Here is a 24,000-nt window from a genome sequence, read left to right as displayed (position 1 = left end):
GGTGGGTGCCATATTGCTAATTTTTGTAAACAACCGGTGCATTTACGTGTTCTTAGGCCAAATTACCGTTGAGCTATGCTAAATGGCATCGGTAGTTCAGGCAATTTTAAACTTAACTTCTAGCAACATGGCAACGTCGAAAAAAGGAAATGATGAAGGCGCATTGAAAGAACTGTTTGTCGATGAGTTAAAAGATATTTATTGGGCTGAAAAGCACCTGGCCAAAGCATTGACGAAAATGCAAAAGTCGGCTACGTCCGATCAGCTTCAGACGGCTTTTGAGCAGCACCGCGCAGAAACAGAAAACCACGTGGCCCGGCTGGAGCAGGTTTTCGAGGCCGTAGGGGAAAAAGCCGCGGCCAAAAAATGCGATGCTATGGAAGGGTTGATTGAGGAAGCGAAGGGAATCATTGAAGACACGGAAGACGGGAGCCTGACGCGGGATGTGGGGTTGATTTCAGCCGCCCAAAAAGTGGAGCACTACGAGATTGCTTCGTATGGTACCTTGAAGACGCTGGCGCAGGTGCTGGGCTACAAAGAAGCGGCCAAAATGCTGGAAGAAACGCTGGCCGAAGAAAAGAAAACCGATGTGCTCCTGACGGAGATTGCCGAAAACTCGGTGAACGAGTCGGCAAAAAATGAATAAACCCTAGTATCAGGAAGCAGGGTGCGGCTATCTGGCTCAACCTGCTTCCTGATAAACCACTTTGTCTTCGATATGGATAATGTATGTTTCCAATGAAGCAAGTTCTGAGGAATAATGGGCTGTCGCTGGTTTTACTCCTCATTACACTGCTGACATTAAGCGGTCAGATTCTGGTGGGGTGGTACGACTTCAACAATGAACTCCAGGATTTCGGGCGACAACCCGTATCGCTGCGTGCTTACTTGAGCAGTGGGCACTGCGTGGAAGCGGTTTTTGAAAACTGGGAAAGTGAATTCCTGCAAATGGGCTTGTACGTGCTTTTTACGGTTTTTCTCTACCAGAAAGGTTCTTCCGAATCCAAAGACCCCGACCAACCCCAGGAGGTCGATCGCCAACCGTCGCCAAGCCGTCCCAAGGTGCCCTGGCCGGTCCGCCGGGGAGGGTGGGTTCTTAAGGTTTACCAAAACTCCTTGAGCCTCGCTTTCTTTCTAATGTTTTTTGGCGCGTTTTTTCTGCACGCGGCTGGTAGGGTAAAGCAGTACAATACCGAACAAATCCTCAAAGGTAAACACGAGCTGCTGACGCTGTGGGAGTTTATGGGTACGAGTGCGTTCTGGTTTCAGTCCTTGCAAAATTGGCAGAGCGAGTTTCTGTCGGTTCTGTCTATCGTTGTTTTGTCCATTTTTCTCCGTCAGAAAGGCTCGCCCGAATCGAAGCCGGTCGATGCCCCTCATGCACAAACCGGAGAATAGTCCTTCTTTGTGGTATCTATGAAAAATAAAAGTGAGGATTTGCACGGTAACGTTCCGGATACTTTTCCGGTCGTTTTACTCATTATCGACATGATCAATGACCTGGAGTTTCCCCAGGGGCAACAGTTTTTTAAACCGGCTTTGAAGGCCGCCCAACAGATTGCGGCCCTCAAAAAAAAGGTGGTTCAGTTGGGCGTGCCGGTCATTTACATCAATGATAATTTTGGCCGCTGGCAATCGGATTTTCACGATGTTGTTGAACACTGTCTGCACGATGGCGTCCGGGGAAAACCGTTGGTGGAGTTGCTCAAACCGGACCCCGAGGATTACTTTGTCCTCAAACCCAAACATTCGGCTTTCTACGCTACCACGCTGGACACCTTACTGAATCATCTGAAAGCCGAATACCTTATCCTGACCGGTTTAAGCACCGATGTGTGTGTGCAGTTTTCGGCAAAAGATGCTTACATGCGGGAGTTTGGTTTGAGCATTCCGGCCGATTGTGTGGCCGCTGGTTCAGCCGCTCATACGAAAACAGCCTTGACGTATATGGAAAGGGTACTGGGTGCCGATACGACGCCGTCGGATAAGCTGGATTTACCGGCGTTGTGCCAAAAATATAGCCTTTCGGGAGAGCCAAACGCCAAACCCCGCCCCGCAACGAGTTGAAAAGACCAAAGAAGGGAAAAACCGTACCCGTCGTAAACCGGGCCGGTTGCGCTTGGTGCATCTGACGCACCGGTGGCGAAGGGATGCCGTTTCCGGACCGATTCAACCGTGTTTCAATTAATTTAACTGCGCAGCACAATGGCTTTTCCAACCGATCTGCTTGTGTTTACCCCGAATGACATTGACCTGACAAAGTCTCCCTTGCGGCAAACGCTGTCGGCTAGTACCTATGTATTGGGTGCTTTCAACCCCGGGCTGACTCGCTTGCCAAACGGTAATTTGCTGCTGATGATCCGGGTAGCCGAAGCCTTACAGCGCCCTATCGTGGGAGAACAGATTCACGCCATTCGCTGGGATGCCGGGCGGGGATATGTGCTGGATGCTTATCCTCTGGCAAGCGTTAATGCCGCCGATCCGCGCAAGTTCCAGCTTCTGGGCTATCCGTACAAAGTCATGGCGTTGACCTCTTTGTCCTGGTTGTTGCCCGTCGAATTAACTCCTGAAGGGACGCAAGTGGTGGCGATTCATTACGACAAAAGCATTGCCCCGCAGCAAACCTACCAGGAATACGGGGTCGAAGATGCCCGCATTACCCGAATTGAGGAAACCTACTACATGACCACCTGTTCGGTCAGTTCGGAGCGCCATTCGACCACGTTGTATACGTCCAGCGATGGGCTGAATTATGCGTTGCAGGGCATCATTCTGGACCACCAGAATAAGGATATGGTGTTCTTCGAAGGCAAAATTGACGGGAAATTCTACGCATTGACCCGACCGCTGGGGGATTTGTATTTTGCCGCCCGACCCGGTGGGGAGCATTTTCCCGGTCCGTCCATTAACCTGGCCTCATCGCCTGATGGATTACACTGGAAACCGTCCGACAAACCGTCTATCCGTGCCCGAAAAGGATCGGCTTCCACCATGAAAATCGGGGGAGGTACGCAACCTATTTTAACGGATCAGGGCTGGCTTCTGCTTTATCACGGGGTTGAACTGAAAGGACTGGTCGGCGTGTACCGTACGTTCTGGGCCTTGCTGGATCGTCATGATCCTACCATCCTTCTGAAACTGGAGGATGAAATACCGGTTTTGGAAGCGAACCCGGCCTTAACCGAACCGCTCAACGACTATTTATACCTGTCGGACGTGGTGTTTACGACCGGAATCGTGGATGCTGGCGATCACTTTATTGTCGCTTCCGGCGAAGACGATCTGGCGTGCCGAATCACCCACATGCCAAAAGCGGTGTTTGGGTTAGCGCCATAAAGATGTAGAGCAGCCAGGTTTTTGAATACCTTATGCCGTTCTAAACGAATCGTGTTTCGGCAATGTGTCCGTTTTTTAACATCAACAAATTGTAAGGTGCGCGGTCTTTAACGTAATAATTTCATAATCCCCAATCTTTGTAGCCGCCCGGCCTACGGTAGAATTTTGCATCCAGATTAACGATGATGTGATGAGAAAAATTCTATTGACCTTTCTGGCGGTTTTTTGGATGGTGCAGGTTTACGCCCAGAGCGGTGTAGTCACCGGATCGATTATTGATACTCAAAATCTGTCTCTACCCGGTGCTACGCTCAAACTCATGCCCGGCAATCGCTACACCATTTCGGACGTTCACGGCAAGTTTGCATTTTTGAACGTTCCCGCCGGAACCTATCAACTGGAAGCAACTTATATCGGTTATCAGGCGTTTCGCCAGGAGGTCAGGGTAGAGGCTGCGGTTTCGACCCCGTTGCGGATCGTGATGGAAGAAGGCGGTATTCTGATGAACGAAGTGGTGGTGCTGGGTGACCGGATGCGCGGACAGGCCAAGGCGTTGAGTCAGCAGCGCAACAATCAGAATATTACCAATATTATATCGTCGGATCAGGTCGGCCGGTTTCCGGATGCCAACATCGGTGATGCGCTGAAACGGGTGCCTGGCATCACGATGCAGAACGACCAGGGCGAGGCCCGCAACATCATTGTGCGTGGACTGGCCCCGGAACTGAACTCCGTTACGCTGAACGGCGACCGCATTCCGTCGGCTGAGGGCGACAACCGACGCGTGCAGATGGACCTGATTCCGTCGGACATGATTCAGACCATCGAAGTGAACAAAACTCTGACACCGGATCAGGATGCTGACGCTATTGGCGGATCGGTAAACCTGGTAACGCGGGCAGCTCCCAACGGGCAGCGCATTTCGGGAACGCTTTCGGGTGGTTATAACCCCATTCGTGGGAAAGCGCTGTATACCGGCGGTTTTGTGTACGGCAACCGGTTTGCCAACGATGCCATTGGCGTGGTGCTGAGCGGTTCGTATAACAACAATCGGTATGGTTCGGATGACGTGGAAGCGGTCTGGACCCGTGATGATTTTGGCAATGTGTACATCAACGAACACGATGTCAGGAAATACGATGTGCAGCGCATCCGCCGGAGCATTTCGGGCGCGTTTGATTTCAAACTCGCCCCGGGCCATACTCTGACGGCCAATGTAATGTACAACTGGCGCGATGATCGGGAAAACCGGTACCGGCTACGGACCGACAACATTACGCCCACTTATAATGATAACAATGAGATTGTTGGGTATACCGGTCGGATTGGCCGTCAGACCAAAGGCGGTATCGACAATAACCGCAACCAGTCGACCCGGCTGGAAGACCAGCGCGTGCAGAACTACTCGTTGCGGGGCGATCACCTCTTTGGCTCCTCACTGGATGTCGACTGGGCCGTCAGCTATTCGACCGCCAGTGAAGACCGTCCGAACGAGCGGTATATGCTGTTCCGGCGGAATAATAACCCGGTGAGTTACAACGGCGATACGCGTTTCCCGTCGTTTATGCCCACCAGCCTGAACGCGGGAGCCATTGGCCTGAATGAAATCACGGAGAACCACGATTACACCAGCGAGGACGAGCTGGGTATCAAGCTCAACTTCCGGGTTCCGTTGTCTATTTTGCCGGATCGGAAAGGGCGGCTTCGTTTTGGCGGACGGCTGCGGTTGAAAACCAAGGACCGGAACAATATCTTTTACGAATACGAATCAGTGAACGATGCGGTTGGTAATCTGGGCAGTATACCGTCGGTGAACTGGTCCGGCCAGCAGTTTCAGGCTGGAGGGTTGGTTCCGGGGCCGTTTGCGAGTCCGCAGTTTCTGGGTGGTCTGAACCTAAGCAATCCGTCCTTGTTTGAAGCCAGTTCGGTATCCAGCGAATTTCTGGCGGTCAATTATCGCGCAAAAGAAAACATCGTGGCCGGATACGTGCGGTGGGACCAGGATTTGAGCGCCAAACTGTCGATGATTGCGGGCGTTCGGCTGGAAAATACGAACATCAACTACACCGGAAACGTGGTGGAGGACGAAGAAGACCTGACCGGTCAGCGGTCGGTTCAGAATAGCTACCTGAACGTGCTGCCCAACCTGTCGTTCAAATACAACGCGACCGATAACCTGATTCTGCGGGCAGCCATTACAACGGCGCTGGCCCGGCCCAACTATTATGCCCTGGCACCCTACATCAGCACACTGCCGGGCGACCGCGAAATTCAGGCCGGGAATCCTGAATTGAAAGCAACCTATTCCTGGAACTTTGATTTGATGGTCGAAAATTACTTCGAGTCGATCGGTTTGATTTCAGGTGGGGTGTTCTACAAAAACCTATCGAACTTTATTTATACCTACCGCAACCAGCAATACCGGACGGCCGATTTCGCGGCTGATTTTCCGGGTGCTACCAATCCAATTGCACCGGGCGAAAACTGGGATTTTATGCAGTCGCGTAACGGTGAGAAAGTAAACATGTTTGGACTGGAAGTGGCTTTTCAGCGCCAGTTAGACTTTTTGCCCGGTTTTTTGCGGGGGCTGGGAATTTACACCAACTATACGTTCACTAAATCCTTCGCCGACGGAATTTACAATGCCGACGGTGAAAAGCGCGAAAACGTAATGTTGCCCGGAACGGCCCCGCACATGTTCAATGCGTCGCTGTCGTGGGAAGATAAACGGTTTTCGGCCCGCCTTTCGGGGAACTACGCAGCCGCTTACCTGGACGCGCTGGGTGGCAACGATTTCGAGGATATTTACTACGATAAACAATTCTTCCTTGATGCCAATGCGGCCTACAAGATTGGCAAAAACCTGCGCATCTTTGCGGAAGCCAACAACCTGACTAACCAGCCGTTGCGGTATTATCAGGGCATGGCTTCCCGAACCACCCAGGCCGAGTATTACCGGCCGCGTTACAACCTGGGTATTAAATTTGACCTTACTCGTAACTAGGAATCGGCCAGCTTAAACCTGTAAGGTTTGGGCCGGTTTTCAATTCATTCATCAATCACTAGTCCATGCGGAGAAAACAACTCCCACTTTACGCATTCGTGAGTTTGCTGTCGGTGGCCTGTTCGAGCCATTCATCGAGCGAAACGGGCCAGACAGCCGCAACCGCTCAGGATTCTGCGGTGATCCAGCCGGTCGTTATTACCGATACGGTTCGGCACGATACGGATGATCCGGCGATCTGGATCAATCCCGCCGATCCGGGCCAAAGCCTGATTATCGGCACCGACAAAGACCGCGACGGTGCGTTGTACGTGTTCGACTTAAACGGTAAAATTCAGTCGGACAAGGTGGTGCGCAACCTCAAACGACCCAATAACGTCGATGTCGCTTACGGGCTGTTGTTGGGCGGAAAACCGGTGGACATTGCCGTAGTCACCGAGCGCGAAGCCAACCAGATTCGAATTTTTCGTTTGCCGGATTTGAAACCGGTCGATGGGGGTGGCATCGCGGTTTTTACCGGTGAAACCCAGCGGGCTCCGATGGGAATTTCGCTGTATACCCGCCCGTCTGACCACGCTATTTTTGCGGTGGTTGGCCGAAAAGACGGGCCAAAGGATGGCTATTTGTGGCAATACCGACTGGAAGATAACGGTTCCGGGCAAGTGAAAGCAACCGTCGTTCGGAAGTTCGGGATGTACAGCAAAAAGAAAGAAATCGAGTCCATTGCGGTCGATAACGAACTCGGCTACGTCTATTACTCCGATGAGCAGGTCGGCGTTCGGAAATATTACGCCGACCCGGACAGCAGCGGCCGGGAACTCGCTCTGTTTGCCCAAGACGGTTTTAAAGAAGACAATGAAGGCATTTCGATTTACAAAACCGGTGCCAAAACCGGTTACATTCTGGTGTCTGACCAGGGGGCAAATCAGTTTCATTTCTTTCCCCGGGAAGGAACTGCCGACGATCCGCACCACCATCCCCGGCTGAAAACTGTCCGGGTGGCAGCCCAGTCGAGCGATGGGTCGGAGGTAACCAGCCTGCCGCTGGGACCGAAGTTTCCCAAAGGACTCTTTGTAGCCATGTCGGAAGGAAAAGTCTTTCACCTGTATCGCTGGGAGGATCTGATGGACACGGATCATTAAGGCGGTTTTCGCGCCACTCACCTGATGAAGCGCCTGGGTTTACAAAACCCAGGCGCTTCATTTTTGGTCATCAGCAAACCCCATCTTTGTTGGTTTGCCGCCAAGGCTGGCTGCGGTATCGTCGGCCTATTTCCTGCCTTTCCGTTGAATCAAAAAAACGATTGCTAACTGTCAAACACCATTATCTTGGTATAGATGATTGGTTAATAATCAGTGAGTTTGGTCTTGGGCGAGCTATGGTCTTGGTGTTGTTTTGGATGGAGACACCAAGTTAGTTGTGCTGTTTTAACGGGATTTTTCGGAGAAGTTACCAACTTTTTAAACAACAAAATGATGAATCCAAACAAAGCATTATGGGAAAAAGGTGATTTCACCCGCCTGGCCGAAACGATGCGGGAAAGCGGGGCCGCGTTAATCGACAAACTGGCCATTACCAAAGGAATGAGCATCCTTGACCTGGGGTGTGGCGACGGCACTACCGCCATACCGGCGGCCAAAATGGGAGCCCATGTGTTGGGCGTGGACATTGCTCGTAACCTGGTTGAAGCCGGTAACAAACGTGCCCAGCGCGAAGGGCTGACCAACTGCACTTTCCAGGAAGGCGATGCCACCGATCTGAACGAGCTGAACGATCATTCATTCGACCTGGTGGTCAGTATCTTCGGGGCGATGTTTGCGCCAAAACCGTTCGATGTTGCCCGGGAGATGGTGCGCGTGACCAAGCCGGGTGGGCGTATTGTGATGGGTAACTGGATTCCGGGTGACCCCACCCTGGTGGCCCAGATTCTGAAGATCAGTTCGGCTTACACACCGCCACCGCCGGAGGGCTTCGTGAGTCCCATGTTGTGGGGTGTGGAGAGCCAGGTGCGGGAACGTTTTGGACAGGCGGGCATACCAGACGAAAATATGGATTTTGAACGGGATACGTTCACATTTCGGGCACCGTTTTCACCAGTCGATTTTTTGGCCCGGTTCAGAGACTATTACGGGCCTACCATGAATGCGTTTGAAGCCGCAGAAAAAAACGGGAAGGCGGCTGATTTACATCGGGAGCTGGAAGCGTTGTTTGCCAGCCAGAATCAAAGTCCCGACGAAAGTATGACTTCCATTCCGGCCACCTTCTTACGGGTAACCGTGACGCGTTGAAAACAAAAGCAGCTGTGTTCAAAACAAATGCTGGAAAAGGAGCGGGAATTGGCTTCCCGCTCCTTTTTTGATTGAGGCAGGTTACTGCGCCTGATAGGCCGGAGCGAATTCGTGCTGGGCAAATTCGTCCAGCGTTGTCGGTGTTGAATACAGCCTTACCACTTGGGGACAGGCCACCTTACCCGTTTTGGAGTTGATGGTAAAGTGGGGGTTGGATTACGCTAGAAGCATGAATATTGGTCTGCAAAGCAAGGAAGGGGGCGGAAAAGAAGATGGTTGCTCAGGCGGATGAACGGTTTTTGAACGCCGTGAAGTAGAAACATTTTCGCTGCTTATGGCTACCCGAATGGACTTTCAATCGCAAAAAACTATAACAAGTTAAGCGGTCCTCAGTTAATAGACATTGGAATTATAGCCATCGCTAGTTCACTGACCACAAACCGTATGCTGCTTGATAAGCCCATTCCGTTTACTTTTCTGATCCGTAGAATCCGCCGGGAAGCGTTTTTAATCTTTCTGTTTGCCAATATAGTTGTGCTGGCAAAATTTTTTTTCCACTTGCGTTACCTGACCATTCCCATCGCCATTCCGACCTTGGTGGGCACTTGTATTTCGCTGCTTTTGGCCTTCCGAACCAGCCAGGCTTACGACCGCTGGTGGGAAGCCCGGACGATTTGGGGGGCTATTGTGAATGACAGTCGTAGTTTAATCCGGCAACTGCAAACATTTTTACCCGATACGACAAGTCAACAGGATTTGCTTCATTCGTTTGTTCGACGGCAGTGTGCCTGGTGTTTTGTGTTAGGTGATTCGCTGCGGGGGCAGGAAGTGGCCCGGCGGCTGGAGGAGTTTTTGCCAGCGGATGCGGTTTTGCGCATTCTTTCTTTCGACAACAAACCCAATGCGCTGCTGCTGGAACATGGGCAGGCCATCGGGAAGCTTTACCGGGAGGGCTATTTGACGGATTTTCAATTGGTGCAGCTTAGTTCAACTCTGAATAACCTGACGGATTCAATGGGACGCTGCGAACGCATCAAAAATACGCCGTTTCCCCGGACGTATACCTTCAACACGCAGATCCTGATTTATATGTTTGCGGCTATCATGCCATTTTGCTTCGAAGCGGATCTGTATTACCTGGACGTGCCGCTGGTCGTGCTGATTTCGAGCGCTTTCCTGTTAATCGAAAAAAGTGCTATTCAATTGCAGGACCCTTTTGAAAATTGCCCGACGGATACACCCATGACTACACTGGCCCGAAACATTGAAATCAACCTCAAGACGATGACCCAGTTTGACACCATCCCGGAAAAGCTGCCCGGTTACAGTTATTATACCCTTTAACCGATGCGTACCCGTCTTATTTTTCCTGGTGTTTCGGATCGTCTTTGGTTTCGGTCAGGGCGAGAACGTACGTTCGGGATTGCTCTTGGCCAGCTTGCCTGATAGCTGCACCGCCAACGTCCGCTCGTGGGTATCCGGGCTGGTCAGTAACGTCAGCAGGCTTACCCGGAGCTCCATCAACCGGCTCATTGGTTTCGCCGATCAAAGACTGAACGGAAACGGACCGGTGATTCGGATCAGAACTCGTCGGGTTGGCAAAATGAGCGCGGGTTGTTGGGATCATGAATAGCCGCAAACAAACGCAAAAAGCTAACGGTCAGTTCTTTCGGTGAGGCTCTGTCGCGCCAGACTCTGGGCCAGAATGCTGGCGGCAATCAGTTGGAGGGCGTGGTACATCATAATGGGCAGCAGTACGATACCGACCACATTCTCTGGAAACAAAACCGTTACCATGACACTACCCTGTACCAGCGATTTTTTGGAACCGCAAAACAGCGCGGTAATCCGGTCGGCCCGGTTGAAGCCCAGCAGCCGACTTGCCAGATTGATTAAGCCGTAGATCAGGAAGAACAAACCCAGCATGCAGGCCCCCAGAATCAGTAAATCCGACACCGTCAGGCTTTCAAACATCCGGCGCTCGAAGGATTCGCAGAACGAGGTGTAGACAATAACCAGAATGATAAGTTTATCGAATGTACTCAACGCCGTCTTGTAACGGTCGGCCCAGGCTCCGAGCCAGCGATTGAGCAGAATGCCCAGAAAAACCGGCACAATCACCTGCAACGCCAGTTTTCCGATTACGCTGCCCAGGTCATAATTTGCTGAATCGGTCGATAGGAACATTCCCATCCACAGCGGGGTGATGAACACGCCGATCAGGCTTGAAATGCTGGCGTTGAAAATAGCCGCCGGGATGTTGCCGCCCGCGATGGAAACCATCACTACCGAAGACGAGACCGTGGAGGGTAAAGCGGCTACGTAGAAAGCGCCCAGCCACAGCAAGCGGTTTTCGTCGGTCCCGAACAGGTGCAGCCCGGCCAGAATCACCAGCGGAAAAAGCACAAACGTGGTAAAGTGTACCGTCAGGTGGAGTTTCCAGTTGCTGAGTCCGGCCCGCAGTTTATCACCGCTGAGCCGTAAACCGTAGAAGAAAAAGATGATGGAAACACCAATGTTGGCCAGATTCGACAACGAAAAAGGGCCTTCCAGTGTGCCGGGTTCCGGCCAAACATACGCCAGACCGATCATGCCCAGCAAGGCCAGCAAAAACCAGTCGAGTCCGGCGCGGGCCGCTAGCTTCTGCACGGAGGAAAGCGAAAAAGAGGAAGACGTATGGGGCGGTTGGTTTTTCACGAAACTTCAATATAGTTGAATAATTAGTAACTTGCCAACTCCTAATTCGCTCATAAAATCATGATTCAGGTCGTTGTCCGCGCGTTGGAAATATTAGAATATGTGGCTAAGAAAGAAAACGAACCCACCACCTTAACGGAGCTGGCAGCGGCTGTTAGTTTAAATCAGCCTACGTGCGCAAATATTGTAAAGACTTTGGTCGATAAAAAATATTTAGATCATGTGGGCCGCCGAAAAGGGTACCGGCTGGGCGCCATGTCCTATCAGTTGACCAACAATGTGGCCTATAGCGAGCACCTGGTGCTGGCAGCCCGGGAAAGCATGGAAGAACTCACGGCGCAGTTGAACGAAACGTCGCTGCTCGGTATCCTGCGGAATAATAAGCGGTTTTTGCTCCACATCGTAAACAGCGATCAGGACTTGCAGGTCAGGAGCCATACCGAATCGGATATTTACCCGACTGCTACCGGACGCATTTTGATGGCATTTTTACCCGCTAATGAACTGGAGGAACTGCTCAATCAGATAGGATTGCCAAGCCCGCAGGTCTGGGCCGATGTGGAAACGAAAGAGCAGCTCTTGGCGGCACTGGAAGTCATTCGCCAGCAGGAAATGGTCATTACATTATCTCGCAAGCACATTGTCGGTATTGCGGTGCCGCTCTGGAAAGGTGGCCGGGTGGTGGCCAGCCTGAGCGTATTCCTGCCCGAAAGCCGTTACACGCCCGGCCGCTCGGTGGTCATCGTCAAAGCCGTTCGGGAAGCGGCTGATCGGATCAGTCAACAGCTAACGAGTTGATCATTAGTTAGTAATCTGCCGTTTAAAAAAGGTCCATGCTTCCACGTTGACATCAATGTCGTTGGGGTAATCATGTTTGCCACCCACCACTTTGAGAAGAGTTACCTCTGGCTTCCCTTTTTCTTTGTACGTGTAGCGCTCAATGATTTTTCCATCTGCCGGGTCCGTGTCGGGGAGCAACGTTTTCACCGGTTTTTGTCTGTAACCTGCCAGATCGGCCCAGTACCGAAACGTTCGGTCGGTCGACCGCACCAAACCCAGGCTGACAGTTCCGGTCCGGACCTCGCCACCTTCGTACGGGTTGGTGCGGTCGTCGGTGCCATTGACAATCATAACCGGAACAGCAACGCGCTTTTCGGGGCAATCGAGGTTGTTGGTATCGGGCAGGTTGGCAACCAGCGCAGTGATGGCGCGGATCTGTTCCGGCATGGTCAGCGCCAGTTTGTAAGCCATGTGCCCTCCGCCCGACATCCCAATGGCGAAAACCTGCCGCCTGTTGATTTGGTAGTTTTTATGGAAGTAGGTAATCATGGCCTCAAAAAAGGCGTTGTCATTGATATTTTCCAGGTTAGAGGCCGACTGCGCGGTTTTTCGGCATTCGTTCCAGAATTTTTTATAACCATCCGGATACACCATCAGAATGTTTTCGGTGGGCGCAATGGCTTCCAGTTTTTGGGTGTTTCTCCGAAATCCTAAGCCGTTGCCGCCCGACCCGTGTAAGTTAAACACCACCGATGCATTGGCCCGGCCCGGTTTCAGAAAATGGAAGGTCCGGTAATGCCCTTCAATCAAAACGGAGTCGCTGATGAGCTGGCTATGGGCTGCGGTGGTCAGAGAAATCAGGAAGAATAAGAGGAGGTGTCGAAACATGATAAAGGATGGAGTAGTAATAAGAGCGCGCAACGTTTTTTGTGTTCTTTTCGTCTTTGTTTTCACCAAGCTGTCGTTATTATTGTTACTAAAAGTGACACTCAATAACCCAATTCGCCTGATTCGTCAGAACATATTTCGAAGATGTCCAAAAAACAGGTTATAACCTTACTACTATTCAGTATTCTTTCGTTCGTCGTATTTTATTTTTACAGTACCCGGTCCGAAACCAATTATTCTGAGGCCGATACCACTGAATTGATTGCCGTAACGGACCTGGCCGGCCGGACGGTTCCGATCAAAAAGGACATCCAGCGGATTGTACTTTTGCGGGGCAGAGATATTTACCAGCTGGCCCCGCTGCTGGGCGACGAACTGCCCGAAAAGCTCGTCGCCTGGGGACCGGATTTGAAAGTCGACGATCAGGAAGCGTACAAAAAATTTACGGCCCGGTACCCAACCCTCAAAACGTTGCCCGAAACTGGTAACGCCTATAACGATGCATTGAATGTCGAACAGGTGGTCAAACTAGCCCCGGATCTGATTATTGCCGATAAACTGATGAAGGATCGGGGCTATGCGTACGTGGCCAAACTGGAAGCGGCTGGGTTGCCCATCATCTACCTGGACGGGTCCAACGATCCGCTGACGGGTTCGCAGCAAGGAATAAAACTACTGGGGCAAATCTTCGAAAAGGAGGAAAAAGCGGAAGAAATTGTGCTGTACGTGAACGAGCAGCTTGACGAAGTTCTTGCTACGATTCAACCCCTGACGAAGCCTGAACCGTCTGTTTACCTTGAACAGGGAGCTGCGGGGCCGCAAACTTTTGGGATTACGTACGGCTGCGCCGGTGGTCCCAAAGAATACACGTCCTGGGGAAGGGTGATGCACCAGCTCCGGGTCAATAATATTGCCGATAGTGTGGCGGGTCAGCAGGAACCGCTTCCTCCAGCGTATGTGCTCAAAGCCGATCCTGATGTAATTGTCATTACGGGTCAGCACTGGGTGAGAACGCCCGAATCCATGCGGCTGGGGCATTACGTCCGTCCGAAAGAAGCGCAGAAGCGGTTGGAAAACTTCACCAGACGTCCTGGCTGGAACGAACTAAAAGCCGTTCAGAACAAACGGGTGCACGGCGTGTTCCACAATACTGCCGTGATTACCAGCTTTGCGTCGATCCAGGCCCTAGCCAAAGCCTGTTATCCGGATGAGTTCAGGGAAATGAATCCCGCCGATAACCTCAGGGAGTTTTACGACAAATTCATGCCCATCGACTACAGCGGCACCTGGATGGTGGATTTACCCTAAAGACGGGCTACGGTTTCGTAGTTGTTTCCGCCAACGCCAACACCTCGGCGGTCAGCTTTTTCACCGTATCCAGATTCATCTTTCGATCGCCCCGGTACCAATGCTGCCATTTTTCGTTCGCGGGCAGGAGTTTTTTAGCCGCATCAACGCCCGAAAGTTGCTGGCTGGCCTGCTTCAGGTAATAAATTGTCTCTGCCCGGTTGCCTTTATTTTCAGCTTGTTTTGCCAGCACCAGCGCTTCGAGCCAGCCGGTCAGGGCCGCCATGAATTGCTGCGAAACCAGCAGGTTGGTTTGCAAGAAAGCTTGCTGATCGGCAGACATAGTTGCAGCGGTTTGCTGAATCTGTTCTCCGGCTTTCAGAAAACTGTAGTGTTGTAACCGGATTTTTTCGAGGAAGCGGGTCGTATCGGGTTCCTTCGGGTGCGCGTCGCCCAATGAAGTCTGCCCCCACTCAGATTCGGCGGTGGGTTTGGCGGTTTTGCGGAGATCAGCCGCATAATCGGCGGGTTGGGTAATCTGTTTTTTGAGCTGATTCAACAGCGCATTCCCAAAACTACGGCTTTGACCATCGAGCAAAAACGGAACTTTACGTCCGTCGTGCATCGCAAATGAGTCGAAATAAGAGCGGTAGGCCCGCTCTGCCGCCGGAGCCGCGCTCCCAAAATGGTGCTGGCACCAGTCCGTCAGGAAATGATCGGGGTCAAAAGAAGGGAAGTTGTACCACATGTTGGCGGTAGCGGCAGTGCCCAGGACAAACTCCCGGATGTTGGATACGTTCATAATGCCATATTCCGTAAACCCCTTCTGAACGGCCTCCCGAATCACGGTGTGGGTTTGGGCGGGTGGCACGCCCTGGGCCAGGTGCGGCCCGGCGCTCCAAAGCTGGTGGTGGTAGTAAATGCCGTAGGTGGTATTGGGCTGTCGCTGGGTATCCCGAAAATCGGCCTGCCATTTCCAGCCCGGACTGTTGTCGGCAAAAACCTGAACCACGCCATCCGGAATTTTTAGAAACCCCTTGGCGTTCAGCACCGAGCCTTCGGCCCAGAGCGTAGTGGTGATCGGGATGCTTTTGCGTTTATCCACCGCCCGGATCATGTTCATCTGGGTTTGCATGGCTTCGGAAATCAGCCGACCGCGATCCGCGTCGGTTTGCGGAATCCCGGGGTCAGCCATCCACATAGGGCGGTCGCCGATGCCCCGCAGACCGATTTGCCAGATCACATTCGGGTATTTGGCCCATTCCTGCGCGTACACCCGCCAGACTTCTTCCAGTTCTTTCCGGCTGCTGTAAAACGAAAACAACGGTTTTTTCCCCCGTTCGTTCCAGTAATTGAAAAACGTAAACGCGCTTACGCCCATCGGTTCGATGTGGTGCATGGACACAAAAACGCCCCGTCGCGCGGCCTCTTTGACCAAAGCCGCTTCGGCGGGTTGCCGGATGTCCAGAAAGCTGGCCGGAATGATCAGGTTGCAGCGCGAACGCACCAGCGCTTCGACGACATGGCGCATCACTGATGGATCGACGACCTGTTTATAGTACGGATAATCGATGTTGCGGGCGGCCCCGCTATTCACCCACTCGGTCAGCAAATCTTCATCATTAATGAACCAGCCCCGGTACCGAAAGGTAGGCGTGTGCTGCTGGATAGAAACCGCTTCCCAACGCAACGTCGGCTGTTTGGCTGGCTCACGGTCGGTCCAGAAATAAAATGGATCAACGCCCAGTTGTTTCTCCAGAAAGTCATAAATGGCGAACATCGTGCCGCGTTCATCACTGCCCGTTAGAAAGAGCCAGTTGCCGGACGACAGCACGCGGTAATTTTCCCATTTCCCGCGTAACGTATCAGCGCCGGGGAGCAGGCGGTGGAGCCATTTTTGCGATTCGGCCACCGACTGGCTACCGATCAGAACACAGTTGGAGCAGTCCGTTAATTTGTGGGAAACCGTCAGCGTTTTACCCGTTATTTTCTGCACATCCGTTACCAGATCTTGCACCGCCAGTTGAACGCATTCCGGCTCTTTCTCCGATACGACAAGGCTGGCCTGGGCCGTCGGCGACACCAGCGTGAACGATTGGCTGAAAACCGCACTGGGGATGATCAGGGTCAGGATCCCAAAAACATACTTTCTCATCGTCGGAAAGGGTAAAACGGTCGTTAGATTTCCGCGCACTGAAGCAGGTATTTCATGCCCGCCGGATTGTTGTCGATAGTTTCAAAAACCTGTTGAATGTTGTCTAGGGGGGCAATTTGCGTGATGAGCTGATCGAGGGGGAGAACGCCGGAAGCGGCCAGTCGAATGGCTTCGTCAAAATCTTCCGATTCGTACACGCGTGTACCGATGAGTTGCAATTCGCGCCAAAAAAAGCGGAACAGATCGACGGATTTGGGTTCGCTGTGAATAGCCACCATCACGATCCGGCCCCGCGCCCGGGCCAGTTGAGTCATTATCTGAACGCCAGCCGCTACGCCCGACACTTCAAAGACCACGTCGGCCATCGCCCCGTTTGTAAACCGTTCCACTTCCAGTACTACGTCCGCTTCCAACGGATTGACAGATTGGATGCCTAACGCGGTGCATAACTCCCGGCGACTGGCGTTGGGTTCGGAGATCAGTACGTTGGCCCCTTTTTGCCGGGCCACCAACGCAATCAGCACGCCAATAGGACCTCCGCCAATAACGACGGCATTCTCGCCGGTTTTTAGCTGACTTAGCCGAACATCGTGGCAAGCAACCGCCAGCGGTTCAATCAACGCGCCTAGATGCATAGGCATGGCTTCCGGTAGTAGATGGAGGGTGTAGGCCGGAACGTTCCAGTAGGTTTGCATGCCGCCCGACGTATCAATGCCAATGAATTTCAGATTCTTACCGATATGACGCTGGCCGTTGTCAGACGGATCGTCGATGCCCGGTTGCAGCGGTCGAACGGCTACCCGGTCACCAATCTGCCAGCCTATTACCGCTGGTCCAATTTCGGTGATTTCGCCGGAGACTTCGTGCCCGATCACCTGCGGTATCCGAACGCGTTGGTCCATCTTTCCGTGGTAAATATGGACGTCGGTTCCGCAGACGCCACAATACGCTACTTTCAATCGTACCATGCCCGATTGCAGCGGTTCGGGAACGGTTTCTTTGACTTCGAAATGTTGATTTCCAGAATAATAAGCGGCTTTCATAAGTTAAATAGGCAAAGGGTGAAAGAGCGAGTGAGTGAACATCGACTGGGCGCTTGTCAGGCGACGGGCAACGGGCGTTCGAGTATCTGAAGCAGGTTGCCTTCGGGGTCGAAAAAGTTGCGGACGCGGCCCCCACCGATGGCGTTCGTGAGAGGGCCGCCCCAGACAACGTTCTGGCTATCGAGCCAGTCAATGGCCTGTTCGATGTCCGTAACCCGCAAGGCCAGGTGCGACCAGCCCGGCGTCCAGGTCGTTCGTTCGGGACGGAGCGTTTCGTCTTTGGGCATCACTTCGAGCAAGGTTCCATCGGGCGCTTTGAGCATCCAGACGGGCTTCCGCGGTCCGGCGTTCCGGTGTTGAAACCAGCGCTGGTAGCCCAGCACCCGACAATACCAGTCGGAGAGGCCTTCCACATCGTCGGCGGCTACGGCGGGATGATCGATACCCCGAAAAAGCAGTTCATTCATGGTTTGGGTTTCAGAAGTTTTTGTTGGATAAAAACATCGGCATACCGTTGCCCCAACGTCCGGGCCGAAGGCGCGTCGAAGTGGGTGGAATCGCCGATGTGCGTCAGCCCAGCCGAAAGAACGAAATAGGAATTCGGAATGGTTTTCGTTGCCTGCTGAAGCGCTTCGTTAATGAGTTTCGCATTCGGATTTCGTTTGACGACAAAATCACCCAGCGTCCCAACAACAAACGGTGCATCCGGCGCATTCAGGTCGGTGCGAAGCCGCTGTACCAGTTCGGCCAGCTTCTGACCATACACGGCTGCCTTACTCGGATTGGAATCAGCTTCGCCCTGATGCCAGAGAAAACCCGCCAGCTGCCCATTTTCAAGCGCCTTTTTCGCCCGGCGCAACGCATCGTCGTACGGATACGATTTGGTTGGTTCGTAGTAAGCGCCCGGTTTCCAGACATCAATGCCCGAACCGCCTACTGCGCAGGGAACCAGACCAATGTTCATTTCCGGGTACGCAGCCGCCAGGTTTTTGGCAAATCCGAAACCGGGACCTACGCCGACTACCTTAGGTTTATCAAAATGCAGCGGATCGCGGGCCGGAACCCAGGTCTGTTCTTTGGTCAGCATCCAGATGCGTGAATTCGGCTGCTGGTCTTCGGCTTCGGGAATACCGCGTCCGGCCATGTTGGATTGCCCGATGAGCAAAAACAGTTGCAGACGAGGTGGAACATCCTGTTTGAAAGCTAGGCCAATGGCGATGATCAGGGCGTAAAACGAAATTTTGATGGCTGTTTTCATGAGTTTTGTTTTAAGACAAAACCCGCGTCATTGTTGGTTATACTGTATGTATTTTCGGCGACTTGCAGCGTGAAAGCCAAGGCGTTCCCTTCTGAGGCAGAAAGCTGGATCGCTTCGGTTCCGGTCCCAATAGTCCAGGTTGAACCATCGGCCAGAAAATTCCAGGTATCAATCCGGTCCAGATCGTCGGCCACAAGGACGTGTAGCCGGTTGATTTCTAGGGATTTTTGCTGATCGGTATGACGGAAAAGCAAACCGCTGCCGGGCTGTCCTTCGCCCAACTGCGCCGGTTCGGGATGGTAGGCATCGTGGACGTACGCGTAAACCGGACCGCCCAGCGATGCCGAACCAGCCTGCCAAAGTTTCAGGCCGGTTTGGTGCCGGTATAGTGTTAGGCTGTTGCCGTCGGTTTGGACGATAGATTGCCCATCCCGGTGGTTCAGCAGCCAGTTCCAGACCGTCCGAACCGGTTCACTCGCGCGAATGCGGTCAAATACGAACGTAACGTGCGCACCCACCTGAATCCAGCAGCGGGTAAATTCCTGAATTGGAAGACCGTACGAAGCGGCTACTTCGGACACCACCAGCGAGACGTTGTTTAGTCGCTGAACGGTTTGTATTCGGCCCCCGCGCTCGACCGGCGGACCAACGGTTTCGTCGGCTTGAATCAGCCGGCGGGCGAGGACGTTCCGCTGTTCGAGCAGTTTGATTTTCGACAGATCCTCCTGCAACCCCAGGGCATCCTGTTCCACCAGAAAAGTGCAGGTATTGTGCGTCTGGGTCGATGATTCCAGCCCGTGAATGAGATTCCGGTAGCAACTGTGTCCCGGATCCACCAGCAACCGTTCGCGGTTATGAACCAGCATAAAGCTGTTCAGATCGCCCTGCAAGTGGCCCGGCGCGTAGCAGCCATCGTTGTTGCCGCCCTGAATCGCCAGCACCGATTTTCCGTTCCAGGCGTCCCGTACAAAGGTATTTCCGTTGGAGAATGTTGTCGTAAGTGGTTGTTGGGCCTGTTGTGGCGCTACTGCCGAAACCGTTTGGGTCAGCAGCGGCAAGGTCAGGAAACCCCAGTCGTTGCGCATCCCGAACGTGGCCAGATCGTGCGGCCCCTGCGTGGGGCATGGTTCGTAATATTCCTGGAAAATCCAGCGCGCCAACCCCGCCTGAACCGAATCTTCGTAACGGGCCGCTACGTGCAGCAGCAGATCGCCCGACGGACGAAATAAAGCCGCCGAATCATTAAAATTAATCGCCCGTGCCCGGGGTTCATCGCCCCAGCTGGCCATTGGTTTCCGGTATAACATGCTTTGCGCCATCCAATTCATACCCCGACTGTAGGCGCTGATGTCCAACTGGTGAGCGTAATCCGGGTAGTTCCGAATCAAGGATTCGTAGGCCAGCATCAAGGCGTTGGCGAGGTAATTGCCGTACTGCAACGACTCGCCGTAGGAACCGTCGGGTTGGAAAGCCTGCGCCATTCGGGAAACCTCGGGCGTAAATTCATCCAATAAATCGTCGCGATTTAGTGCCGCAGAAGCCACCAGGGCACCCGAAGCGACAATGCCGCGCCAGTTGGCCAGGTGATTGTTTTTCCGCAACCAGCGACGACACAGCACCACGCCTTTGTCGTGCAAGGCCTCGCTCACTTCGTCCCATTCAGCTTCGGTAAAAACCGCTCCGGCCAGATCGAGTACCGCCGAGACTCCCCAACAGACATGCGCGGTTTCCAGATGCCCTGTAAAAGGCTGGGAATGATCCCGAAACCAGGGGCCAACCCAGTCGCTAACGGGAAGACGGGCGATGTGCAAAACCGTACTGCGCAGCCAGCTTCCGAGTTCGTCCGTAGGCAAGAGGGCGTATTGCATGGCCGCGTCGGACAGGTATTCGGCCGCCGGATACCACCAGCCAAGCGTGGCCCGGCCCATCGTGGCCCGACCCAGCGTGGCGTTTTCGGGGCGTAAACCCGGTGTCGACAAACGCTCCGTAACCCGCAAAGTCAGCGCTTTTCGGAAACGCCCGATGATGGGGTCCTGGCTCGAGCGGATGGTCAACCGCTCGGTTTCGGTCAGAAAGATTTTCGCGGTTCCAACTGCTTCCATCAGAAATACCCTCCGTTGCGGACTACCTCGGTCGGGCTCATGCCGCTTTCAACCATTTCTTTGATTCCTAGCTCTTTGTGCACAATTTCTTCGGCGGCCACCAAAACATCGTAGGCAATGGCCTGCGGAACCGAAATAACTCCGTCGATATCCCCGAAAATCCAGTCGCCCGGTTTCACCACTACTTCGCCCATCAGAATCTGCTTCTGGTAATGGTACATCCGAAAACGACCCAGCATACCGGTGTTGGATTTATACTGGTGAAAAACCGGAAACTGCTGTTCCAGAATGGCTTGCGTATCGCGGATGCCGTTGACAATGGCTCCCCGGCAGCCGATGCGCATGGCCGCCATCGTCATGACTTCGCCCCACTGGGAGGTAACCGTATCGCCGGTGCAATCCCAGACAACCACCGAGTTTTCGTGCAGTGCTTCGAGCATTTCGGCCCGGGTTTCCATCTCGCCTTCGGTCGTAATATCGGGGCCACCTTTGATGGTAAAGGCCAGTCCGGCAAGCTTCATTTCTTCGCGGAGCGGGGCAAACTTTGCCGGTAAACTCGTGGCCTGCATCGCGTAACGGAAGCGCAAAACGTCATTGACCGCGCCGGTATAAAGTTTTAGGTAACGTTCCCGCATTTCGTGGACGGAAATGGGAAAGGGCGAAGTCGGTTTGGCCCGGCTGTGTCCGTTGGTGTGTATCTGATTCATCCTGCTAAGAATTTCATGTTGTCAAAATTGATTTCCCGAATGACGACGTACTCGGGTTGGTTGAGGACGAACGCAATCACGTTGGCCACGTCTTCTACCTTCAGGAACTTCTCCCGCGCTACTTTTCGGTCGCCCCAGTAATTGCTGTCGGTCGGGCCGGGATTCACGTCGGTTACTTTGATGCCGTCTTTCAACACCTGATCGGCCAGCCCGCTGCTCAATCCCCGGGCACCGAATTTGGAAGCACAATACACGGGGGCGTTGGGGTTGGTGCGGTAGCCAGCCATTGAAATGACGCTCACGATATGCCCTTGCTGGTTGGATTTCATCACTTTGAGGGCTTCGCGGTTACACAGAAAAACACCCCGCATGTTGATGGTTATCATTTGTTCGTACGTATCGAGGTCAGTGCTGGAGAGATCGGTGGTGAGCAGACCAATCCCGGCATTATTGATCAGTACGTCGACGGTTCCGAAGGCCTCCAGACAGGCCGCAAAACCCGCCTGCACATCGGCTTCCTGGCTCACATCGCCCCGGAACGAGCGCAGGTTTTCGTGACGGATTTCTTCCGCTAGTTGGTTAGTACGGCTAAAGTCAAAGACCTTCGCGCCCTGCTCAAGCAACACCAGCGCCGTGGCTTTGCCAATGCCGCCCGATGCGCCCGTGATGAAGATGGTTTTATCTTTTAAGTAATTCATAATCAATTGTGTTTGCTTAGACGATATTATTTAAGTCTGCGTATAACTGCGGTTTTCCAGCTTGTCGGGTTGGGGTGAAACGGGTTGCTCCGGGATCGAGAGGGTACCTGCTGACCGGGTTCGGTACCACATCCAGACGGAAAGCAACAGGCAGAGCAGACCGGCCCCGAAAGCCACTTTACCGCTGGTTTCGGCCAGCGACGGAATGCTCATGGCGATGAAAAGGACGCCAGTAACCACCATCGCTACGGCATACAGTCGGTTCATAATTTGCATGAACGCCGGATTTTCTAGTGGCTTTTCGGCTTCGGTCAGTGGCGTATTCAGGCGACGGAAGAAGGCCTCGACCCGGTTGCGGTAGGCTTCGGTCTGGGTGGACGTAACGCCCGAAAGCAGGAAAACCAGCACGCAGGCAATGATCTCGATGAACGTGGCCCATTCCCACGAAACCTGCGGCATCGAATTCAGCACCAGTCCTAAAACCATCCCGACAATCAGCGTCGCAAACGCGCCCCAGGGTTGCGGTTTTTTGAGCACAATGCCCAGCACCAGCGGCAACGTCATCGGAATGGCAAACAGACCCGTGAAGAGTTTATTAGCTTCGAACGCGCCCCCAAAACCGCCGACATACAGCGCGCCGACCGTGATCAATCCGCCCAGCACCAGCGTCATCAGCCGACCGACCCAGAGCATTTCTTTACCGCCCGCTTTGGGGTTGAACAGCCGCTGGTAAATGTCGCGGGTGAGCACGCCCGCCGTGACGTTGTATTCGCCACTCAGCACCGACATGGTGGCCGCAAACATGGCCGCAACCATGAGGCCCATGATGCCTTCCGGCAGGAGTTTTAGACACACACTGACGTAGGCCATTTCCGGGTTGTCGAGGTTAGGAATCAGCGCCTTGGCGGCAATAGAAGGAAACAGGAAGATAACTGGAAACAGAAAAAAGAAAACCGCCGTCAGCATGCCCTGTTTCTGGCTGGCCTGTTCATCGCGGACGCTATAAAACCGTTGGATGAACGTCCAGTTGCCGCTGTATTTGACCAGAATCATGAGGTAATACACCATCAGGTAAAGCGGCATGCCTTTCGGGCCGTTGAACCAGGTGAAATGCTCGGGAATGGTTGCCATCATCTTGGGAATGCCTCCGGCGGCCTGAATGGTCAGCGGTACCAGAATTAGGGTGGCAACAATCAGGATAATGAACTGCACCACATCCGTCACCACCACGGCCCACAATCCGCCAACGACGGTGTACAAGGCCACAATAATGCCGCAAACCAGAATGGACATTTCGAGCGAAAGCGACGTGGCGGCTTTGACAAACAGGCCGAGTGCGTAGAGCCGCACCATGTTGTCCAGGATTTTGAAGAAAACACCCATCCAGGAAAAGACCTGCCGAACCGGTGCGTTGAAGCGGGTTTCGAGGTATTCGAGCGGGGTCATGACCCCGGCCCGACGCCAGCGTTTGGCGAAAATGGCCACCCCGATCAGGGCGGGTAAAACCGTACTCCAGATCAGCGTCAGGGCCACAAAACCGTGTTGGTAGGCGATGCCAGCGTAGGCTACAAAAATGAACGTGCTGAACTTGGTCATGAAGTTGCTGATCGCGCCCGACACCCAAGGAATGGCATTACCACCTTTAAAATAATCGCTGATGTTTTTGACAAACTTGCCCAAGAACAGCCCGATGCCCGCCATTAGCAGCATGTAAATGGCAATGGCCCAGTAGTCAAGTGATTGAAGGGTTTGCACGG

General features: G+C 53.3%; 21 protein-coding genes. 10 read left to right on the top strand and 11 right to left on the bottom strand.

Features of this window, described 5'->3' with window-relative positions; genetic code table 11:
- Nucleotides 1–127 precede the first annotated feature (127 nt).
- From ACYVH9_RS13485 to ACYVH9_RS13450, 8 genes are all read left to right on the top strand, one after another.
- Nucleotides 128–646 carry a YciE/YciF ferroxidase family protein gene (locus tag ACYVH9_RS13485; protein WP_460636880.1) on the top strand — a complete coding sequence of 173 codons (519 nt, stop codon included), beginning with the start codon at nt 128–130 and terminating at the stop codon, nt 644–646.
- A 92-nt stretch (nt 647–738) separates the two neighbouring features.
- The gene (locus ACYVH9_RS13480) at nt 739–1,398 is read left to right on the top strand and encodes a DUF6766 family protein (RefSeq protein ID WP_460636879.1); all 660 of its coding nucleotides are present in this window, start codon (nt 739–741) and stop codon (nt 1,396–1,398) included.
- 18 nt (nt 1,399–1,416) lie between these two features.
- Nucleotides 1,417–2,067, top strand: coding sequence for a cysteine hydrolase family protein (locus tag ACYVH9_RS13475; protein WP_460636878.1), 651 nt, complete (start codon nt 1,417–1,419; stop codon nt 2,065–2,067).
- 138 nt (nt 2,068–2,205) lie between these two features.
- Complete coding sequence (locus ACYVH9_RS13470) at nt 2,206–3,336, top strand: glycoside hydrolase family 130 protein (protein WP_460636877.1); 1,131 nt, start codon at nt 2,206–2,208, stop codon at nt 3,334–3,336.
- Nucleotides 3,337–3,526: 190 nt separating this feature from the next.
- Nucleotides 3,527–6,340 carry a TonB-dependent receptor gene (locus tag ACYVH9_RS13465; protein WP_460636876.1) on the top strand — a complete coding sequence of 938 codons (2,814 nt, stop codon included), beginning with the start codon at nt 3,527–3,529 and terminating at the stop codon, nt 6,338–6,340.
- Nucleotides 6,341–6,405: 65 nt separating this feature from the next.
- Entirely contained in the window at nt 6,406–7,482 is a 1,077-nt protein-coding gene (locus ACYVH9_RS13460) for a phytase (RefSeq protein WP_460636875.1), read from the top strand.
- Nucleotides 7,483–7,815: 333 nt separating this feature from the next.
- Nucleotides 7,816–8,628: a class I SAM-dependent methyltransferase gene (locus ACYVH9_RS13455; protein WP_460636874.1), complete on the top strand. Its 813-nt coding sequence runs from the start codon at nt 7,816–7,818 to the stop codon at nt 8,626–8,628.
- 444 nt (nt 8,629–9,072) lie between these two features.
- The gene (locus tag ACYVH9_RS13450) at nt 9,073–9,972 is read left to right on the top strand and encodes a bestrophin family protein (protein ID WP_460636873.1); all 900 of its coding nucleotides are present in this window, start codon (nt 9,073–9,075) and stop codon (nt 9,970–9,972) included.
- A gap of 54 nt (nt 9,973–10,026) precedes the next feature.
- On the opposite strand, the gene ACYVH9_RS13445 is transcribed toward ACYVH9_RS13450, so the two are convergent.
- Both ACYVH9_RS13445 and ACYVH9_RS13440 read right to left on the bottom strand, forming a co-directional pair.
- Nucleotides 10,027–10,161, bottom strand: a complete 135-nt coding sequence (locus ACYVH9_RS13445; protein ID WP_460636872.1) for a hypothetical protein — start codon at nt 10,159–10,161, stop codon at nt 10,027–10,029.
- Between the two features lie 120 nt (nt 10,162–10,281).
- Nucleotides 10,282–11,325, bottom strand: coding sequence for a bile acid:sodium symporter family protein (locus ACYVH9_RS13440; protein ID WP_460636871.1), 1,044 nt, complete (start codon nt 11,323–11,325; stop codon nt 10,282–10,284).
- Nucleotides 11,326–11,385: 60 nt separating this feature from the next.
- On the opposite strand from ACYVH9_RS13440, the gene ACYVH9_RS13435 reads away from it, so the two are divergent.
- Entirely contained in the window at nt 11,386–12,123 is a 738-nt protein-coding gene (locus ACYVH9_RS13435; protein ID WP_460636870.1) for an IclR family transcriptional regulator, read from the top strand.
- Between the two features lie 3 nt (nt 12,124–12,126).
- Here the strand turns inward: ACYVH9_RS13435 and ACYVH9_RS13430 are convergent, their stop codons facing one another.
- Entirely contained in the window at nt 12,127–12,993 is an 867-nt protein-coding gene (locus ACYVH9_RS13430) for a CE1 family esterase (RefSeq protein ID WP_460636869.1), read from the bottom strand.
- Nucleotides 12,994–13,137: 144 nt separating this feature from the next.
- Here ACYVH9_RS13430 and ACYVH9_RS13425 point away from each other — a divergent pair, with 144 nt between their 5' ends.
- The gene (locus ACYVH9_RS13425) at nt 13,138–14,301 is read left to right on the top strand and encodes an ABC transporter substrate-binding protein (RefSeq protein ID WP_460636868.1); all 1,164 of its coding nucleotides are present in this window, start codon (nt 13,138–13,140) and stop codon (nt 14,299–14,301) included.
- A gap of 7 nt (nt 14,302–14,308) precedes the next feature.
- On the opposite strand, the gene ACYVH9_RS13420 is transcribed toward ACYVH9_RS13425, so the two are convergent.
- From ACYVH9_RS13420 to ACYVH9_RS13385, 8 genes are read right to left on the bottom strand one after another with little or no spacing between them, the layout of a single operon-like run.
- Entirely contained in the window at nt 14,309–16,435 is a 2,127-nt protein-coding gene (locus tag ACYVH9_RS13420) for a glycosyl hydrolase 115 family protein (protein ID WP_460636867.1), read from the bottom strand.
- Nucleotides 16,436–16,458: 23 nt separating this feature from the next.
- Nucleotides 16,459–17,478, bottom strand: coding sequence for a zinc-dependent alcohol dehydrogenase (locus tag ACYVH9_RS13415; RefSeq protein WP_460636866.1), 1,020 nt, complete (start codon nt 17,476–17,478; stop codon nt 16,459–16,461).
- A gap of 56 nt (nt 17,479–17,534) precedes the next feature.
- On the bottom strand, nt 17,535–17,945 hold the full coding sequence (locus ACYVH9_RS13410; RefSeq protein ID WP_460636865.1) for a VOC family protein: 411 nt from the start codon (nt 17,943–17,945) through the stop codon (nt 17,535–17,537).
- A complete protein-coding gene (locus ACYVH9_RS13405) occupies nt 17,942–18,736 on the bottom strand; it encodes a sialate O-acetylesterase (RefSeq protein ID WP_460636864.1) in 795 nt (264 codons plus the stop codon). The genes ACYVH9_RS13410 and ACYVH9_RS13405 overlap by 4 nt, the downstream gene beginning before the upstream one ends.
- Nucleotides 18,733–20,838 (bottom strand): heparinase II/III domain-containing protein, encoded by a 2,106-nt coding sequence (locus ACYVH9_RS13400; RefSeq protein ID WP_460636863.1) that lies wholly within the window; start codon nt 20,836–20,838, stop codon nt 18,733–18,735. Before ACYVH9_RS13400 ends, ACYVH9_RS13405 begins: the two co-directional genes overlap by 4 nt.
- Nucleotides 20,838–21,545, bottom strand: coding sequence for an RraA family protein (locus tag ACYVH9_RS13395; RefSeq protein ID WP_460636862.1), 708 nt, complete (start codon nt 21,543–21,545; stop codon nt 20,838–20,840). The genes ACYVH9_RS13400 and ACYVH9_RS13395 overlap by 1 nt, the downstream gene beginning before the upstream one ends.
- Nucleotides 21,542–22,243 carry an SDR family oxidoreductase gene (locus ACYVH9_RS13390; RefSeq protein ID WP_460636861.1) on the bottom strand — a complete coding sequence of 234 codons (702 nt, stop codon included), beginning with the start codon at nt 22,241–22,243 and terminating at the stop codon, nt 21,542–21,544. Before ACYVH9_RS13390 ends, ACYVH9_RS13395 begins: the two co-directional genes overlap by 4 nt.
- A gap of 30 nt (nt 22,244–22,273) precedes the next feature.
- Nucleotides 22,274–23,998, bottom strand: coding sequence for a sodium:solute symporter family protein (locus ACYVH9_RS13385; protein ID WP_460636860.1), 1,725 nt, complete (start codon nt 23,996–23,998; stop codon nt 22,274–22,276).
- Nucleotides 23,999–24,000: the final 2 nt, after the last annotated feature.

The sequence above is a fragment of the Larkinella harenae genome, from assembly GCF_054780515.1.
This window is presented reverse-complemented; position numbering and strand designations above follow the sequence as displayed.

Excerpts from the sequence above, each read along its gene's own strand:
- ACYVH9_RS13485 (WP_460636880.1), top strand. The coding sequence starts at position 128 with ATGGCAACGTCGAAAAAAGGAAATGATGAAGGCGCATTGAAAGAACTG.
- ACYVH9_RS13480 (WP_460636879.1), top strand. The coding sequence starts at position 739 with ATGAAGCAAGTTCTGAGGAATAATGGGCTGTCGCTGGTTTTACTCCTC.
- ACYVH9_RS13475 (WP_460636878.1), top strand. The coding sequence starts at position 1,417 with ATGAAAAATAAAAGTGAGGATTTGCACGGTAACGTTCCGGATACTTTT.
- ACYVH9_RS13470 (WP_460636877.1), top strand. The coding sequence starts at position 2,206 with ATGGCTTTTCCAACCGATCTGCTTGTGTTTACCCCGAATGACATTGAC.
- ACYVH9_RS13465 (WP_460636876.1), top strand. The coding sequence starts at position 3,527 with ATGAGAAAAATTCTATTGACCTTTCTGGCGGTTTTTTGGATGGTGCAG.
- ACYVH9_RS13460 (WP_460636875.1), top strand. The coding sequence starts at position 6,406 with ATGCGGAGAAAACAACTCCCACTTTACGCATTCGTGAGTTTGCTGTCG.
- ACYVH9_RS13455 (WP_460636874.1), top strand. The coding sequence starts at position 7,816 with ATGAATCCAAACAAAGCATTATGGGAAAAAGGTGATTTCACCCGCCTG.
- ACYVH9_RS13450 (WP_460636873.1), top strand. The coding sequence starts at position 9,073 with ATGCTGCTTGATAAGCCCATTCCGTTTACTTTTCTGATCCGTAGAATC.
- ACYVH9_RS13445 (WP_460636872.1), bottom strand. The coding sequence starts at position 10,161 with ATGAGCCGGTTGATGGAGCTCCGGGTAAGCCTGCTGACGTTACTGACC.
- ACYVH9_RS13435 (WP_460636870.1), top strand. The coding sequence starts at position 11,386 with ATGATTCAGGTCGTTGTCCGCGCGTTGGAAATATTAGAATATGTGGCT.
- ACYVH9_RS13430 (WP_460636869.1), bottom strand. The coding sequence starts at position 12,993 with ATGTTTCGACACCTCCTCTTATTCTTCCTGATTTCTCTGACCACCGCA.
- ACYVH9_RS13425 (WP_460636868.1), top strand. The coding sequence starts at position 13,138 with ATGTCCAAAAAACAGGTTATAACCTTACTACTATTCAGTATTCTTTCG.
- ACYVH9_RS13420 (WP_460636867.1), bottom strand. The coding sequence starts at position 16,435 with ATGAGAAAGTATGTTTTTGGGATCCTGACCCTGATCATCCCCAGTGCG.
- ACYVH9_RS13415 (WP_460636866.1), bottom strand. The coding sequence starts at position 17,478 with ATGAAAGCCGCTTATTATTCTGGAAATCAACATTTCGAAGTCAAAGAA.
- ACYVH9_RS13410 (WP_460636865.1), bottom strand. The coding sequence starts at position 17,945 with ATGAATGAACTGCTTTTTCGGGGTATCGATCATCCCGCCGTAGCCGCC.
- ACYVH9_RS13405 (WP_460636864.1), bottom strand. The coding sequence starts at position 18,736 with ATGAAAACAGCCATCAAAATTTCGTTTTACGCCCTGATCATCGCCATT.
- ACYVH9_RS13400 (WP_460636863.1), bottom strand. The coding sequence starts at position 20,838 with ATGGAAGCAGTTGGAACCGCGAAAATCTTTCTGACCGAAACCGAGCGG.
- ACYVH9_RS13395 (WP_460636862.1), bottom strand. The coding sequence starts at position 21,545 with ATGAATCAGATACACACCAACGGACACAGCCGGGCCAAACCGACTTCG.
- ACYVH9_RS13390 (WP_460636861.1), bottom strand. The coding sequence starts at position 22,243 with ATGAATTACTTAAAAGATAAAACCATCTTCATCACGGGCGCATCGGGC.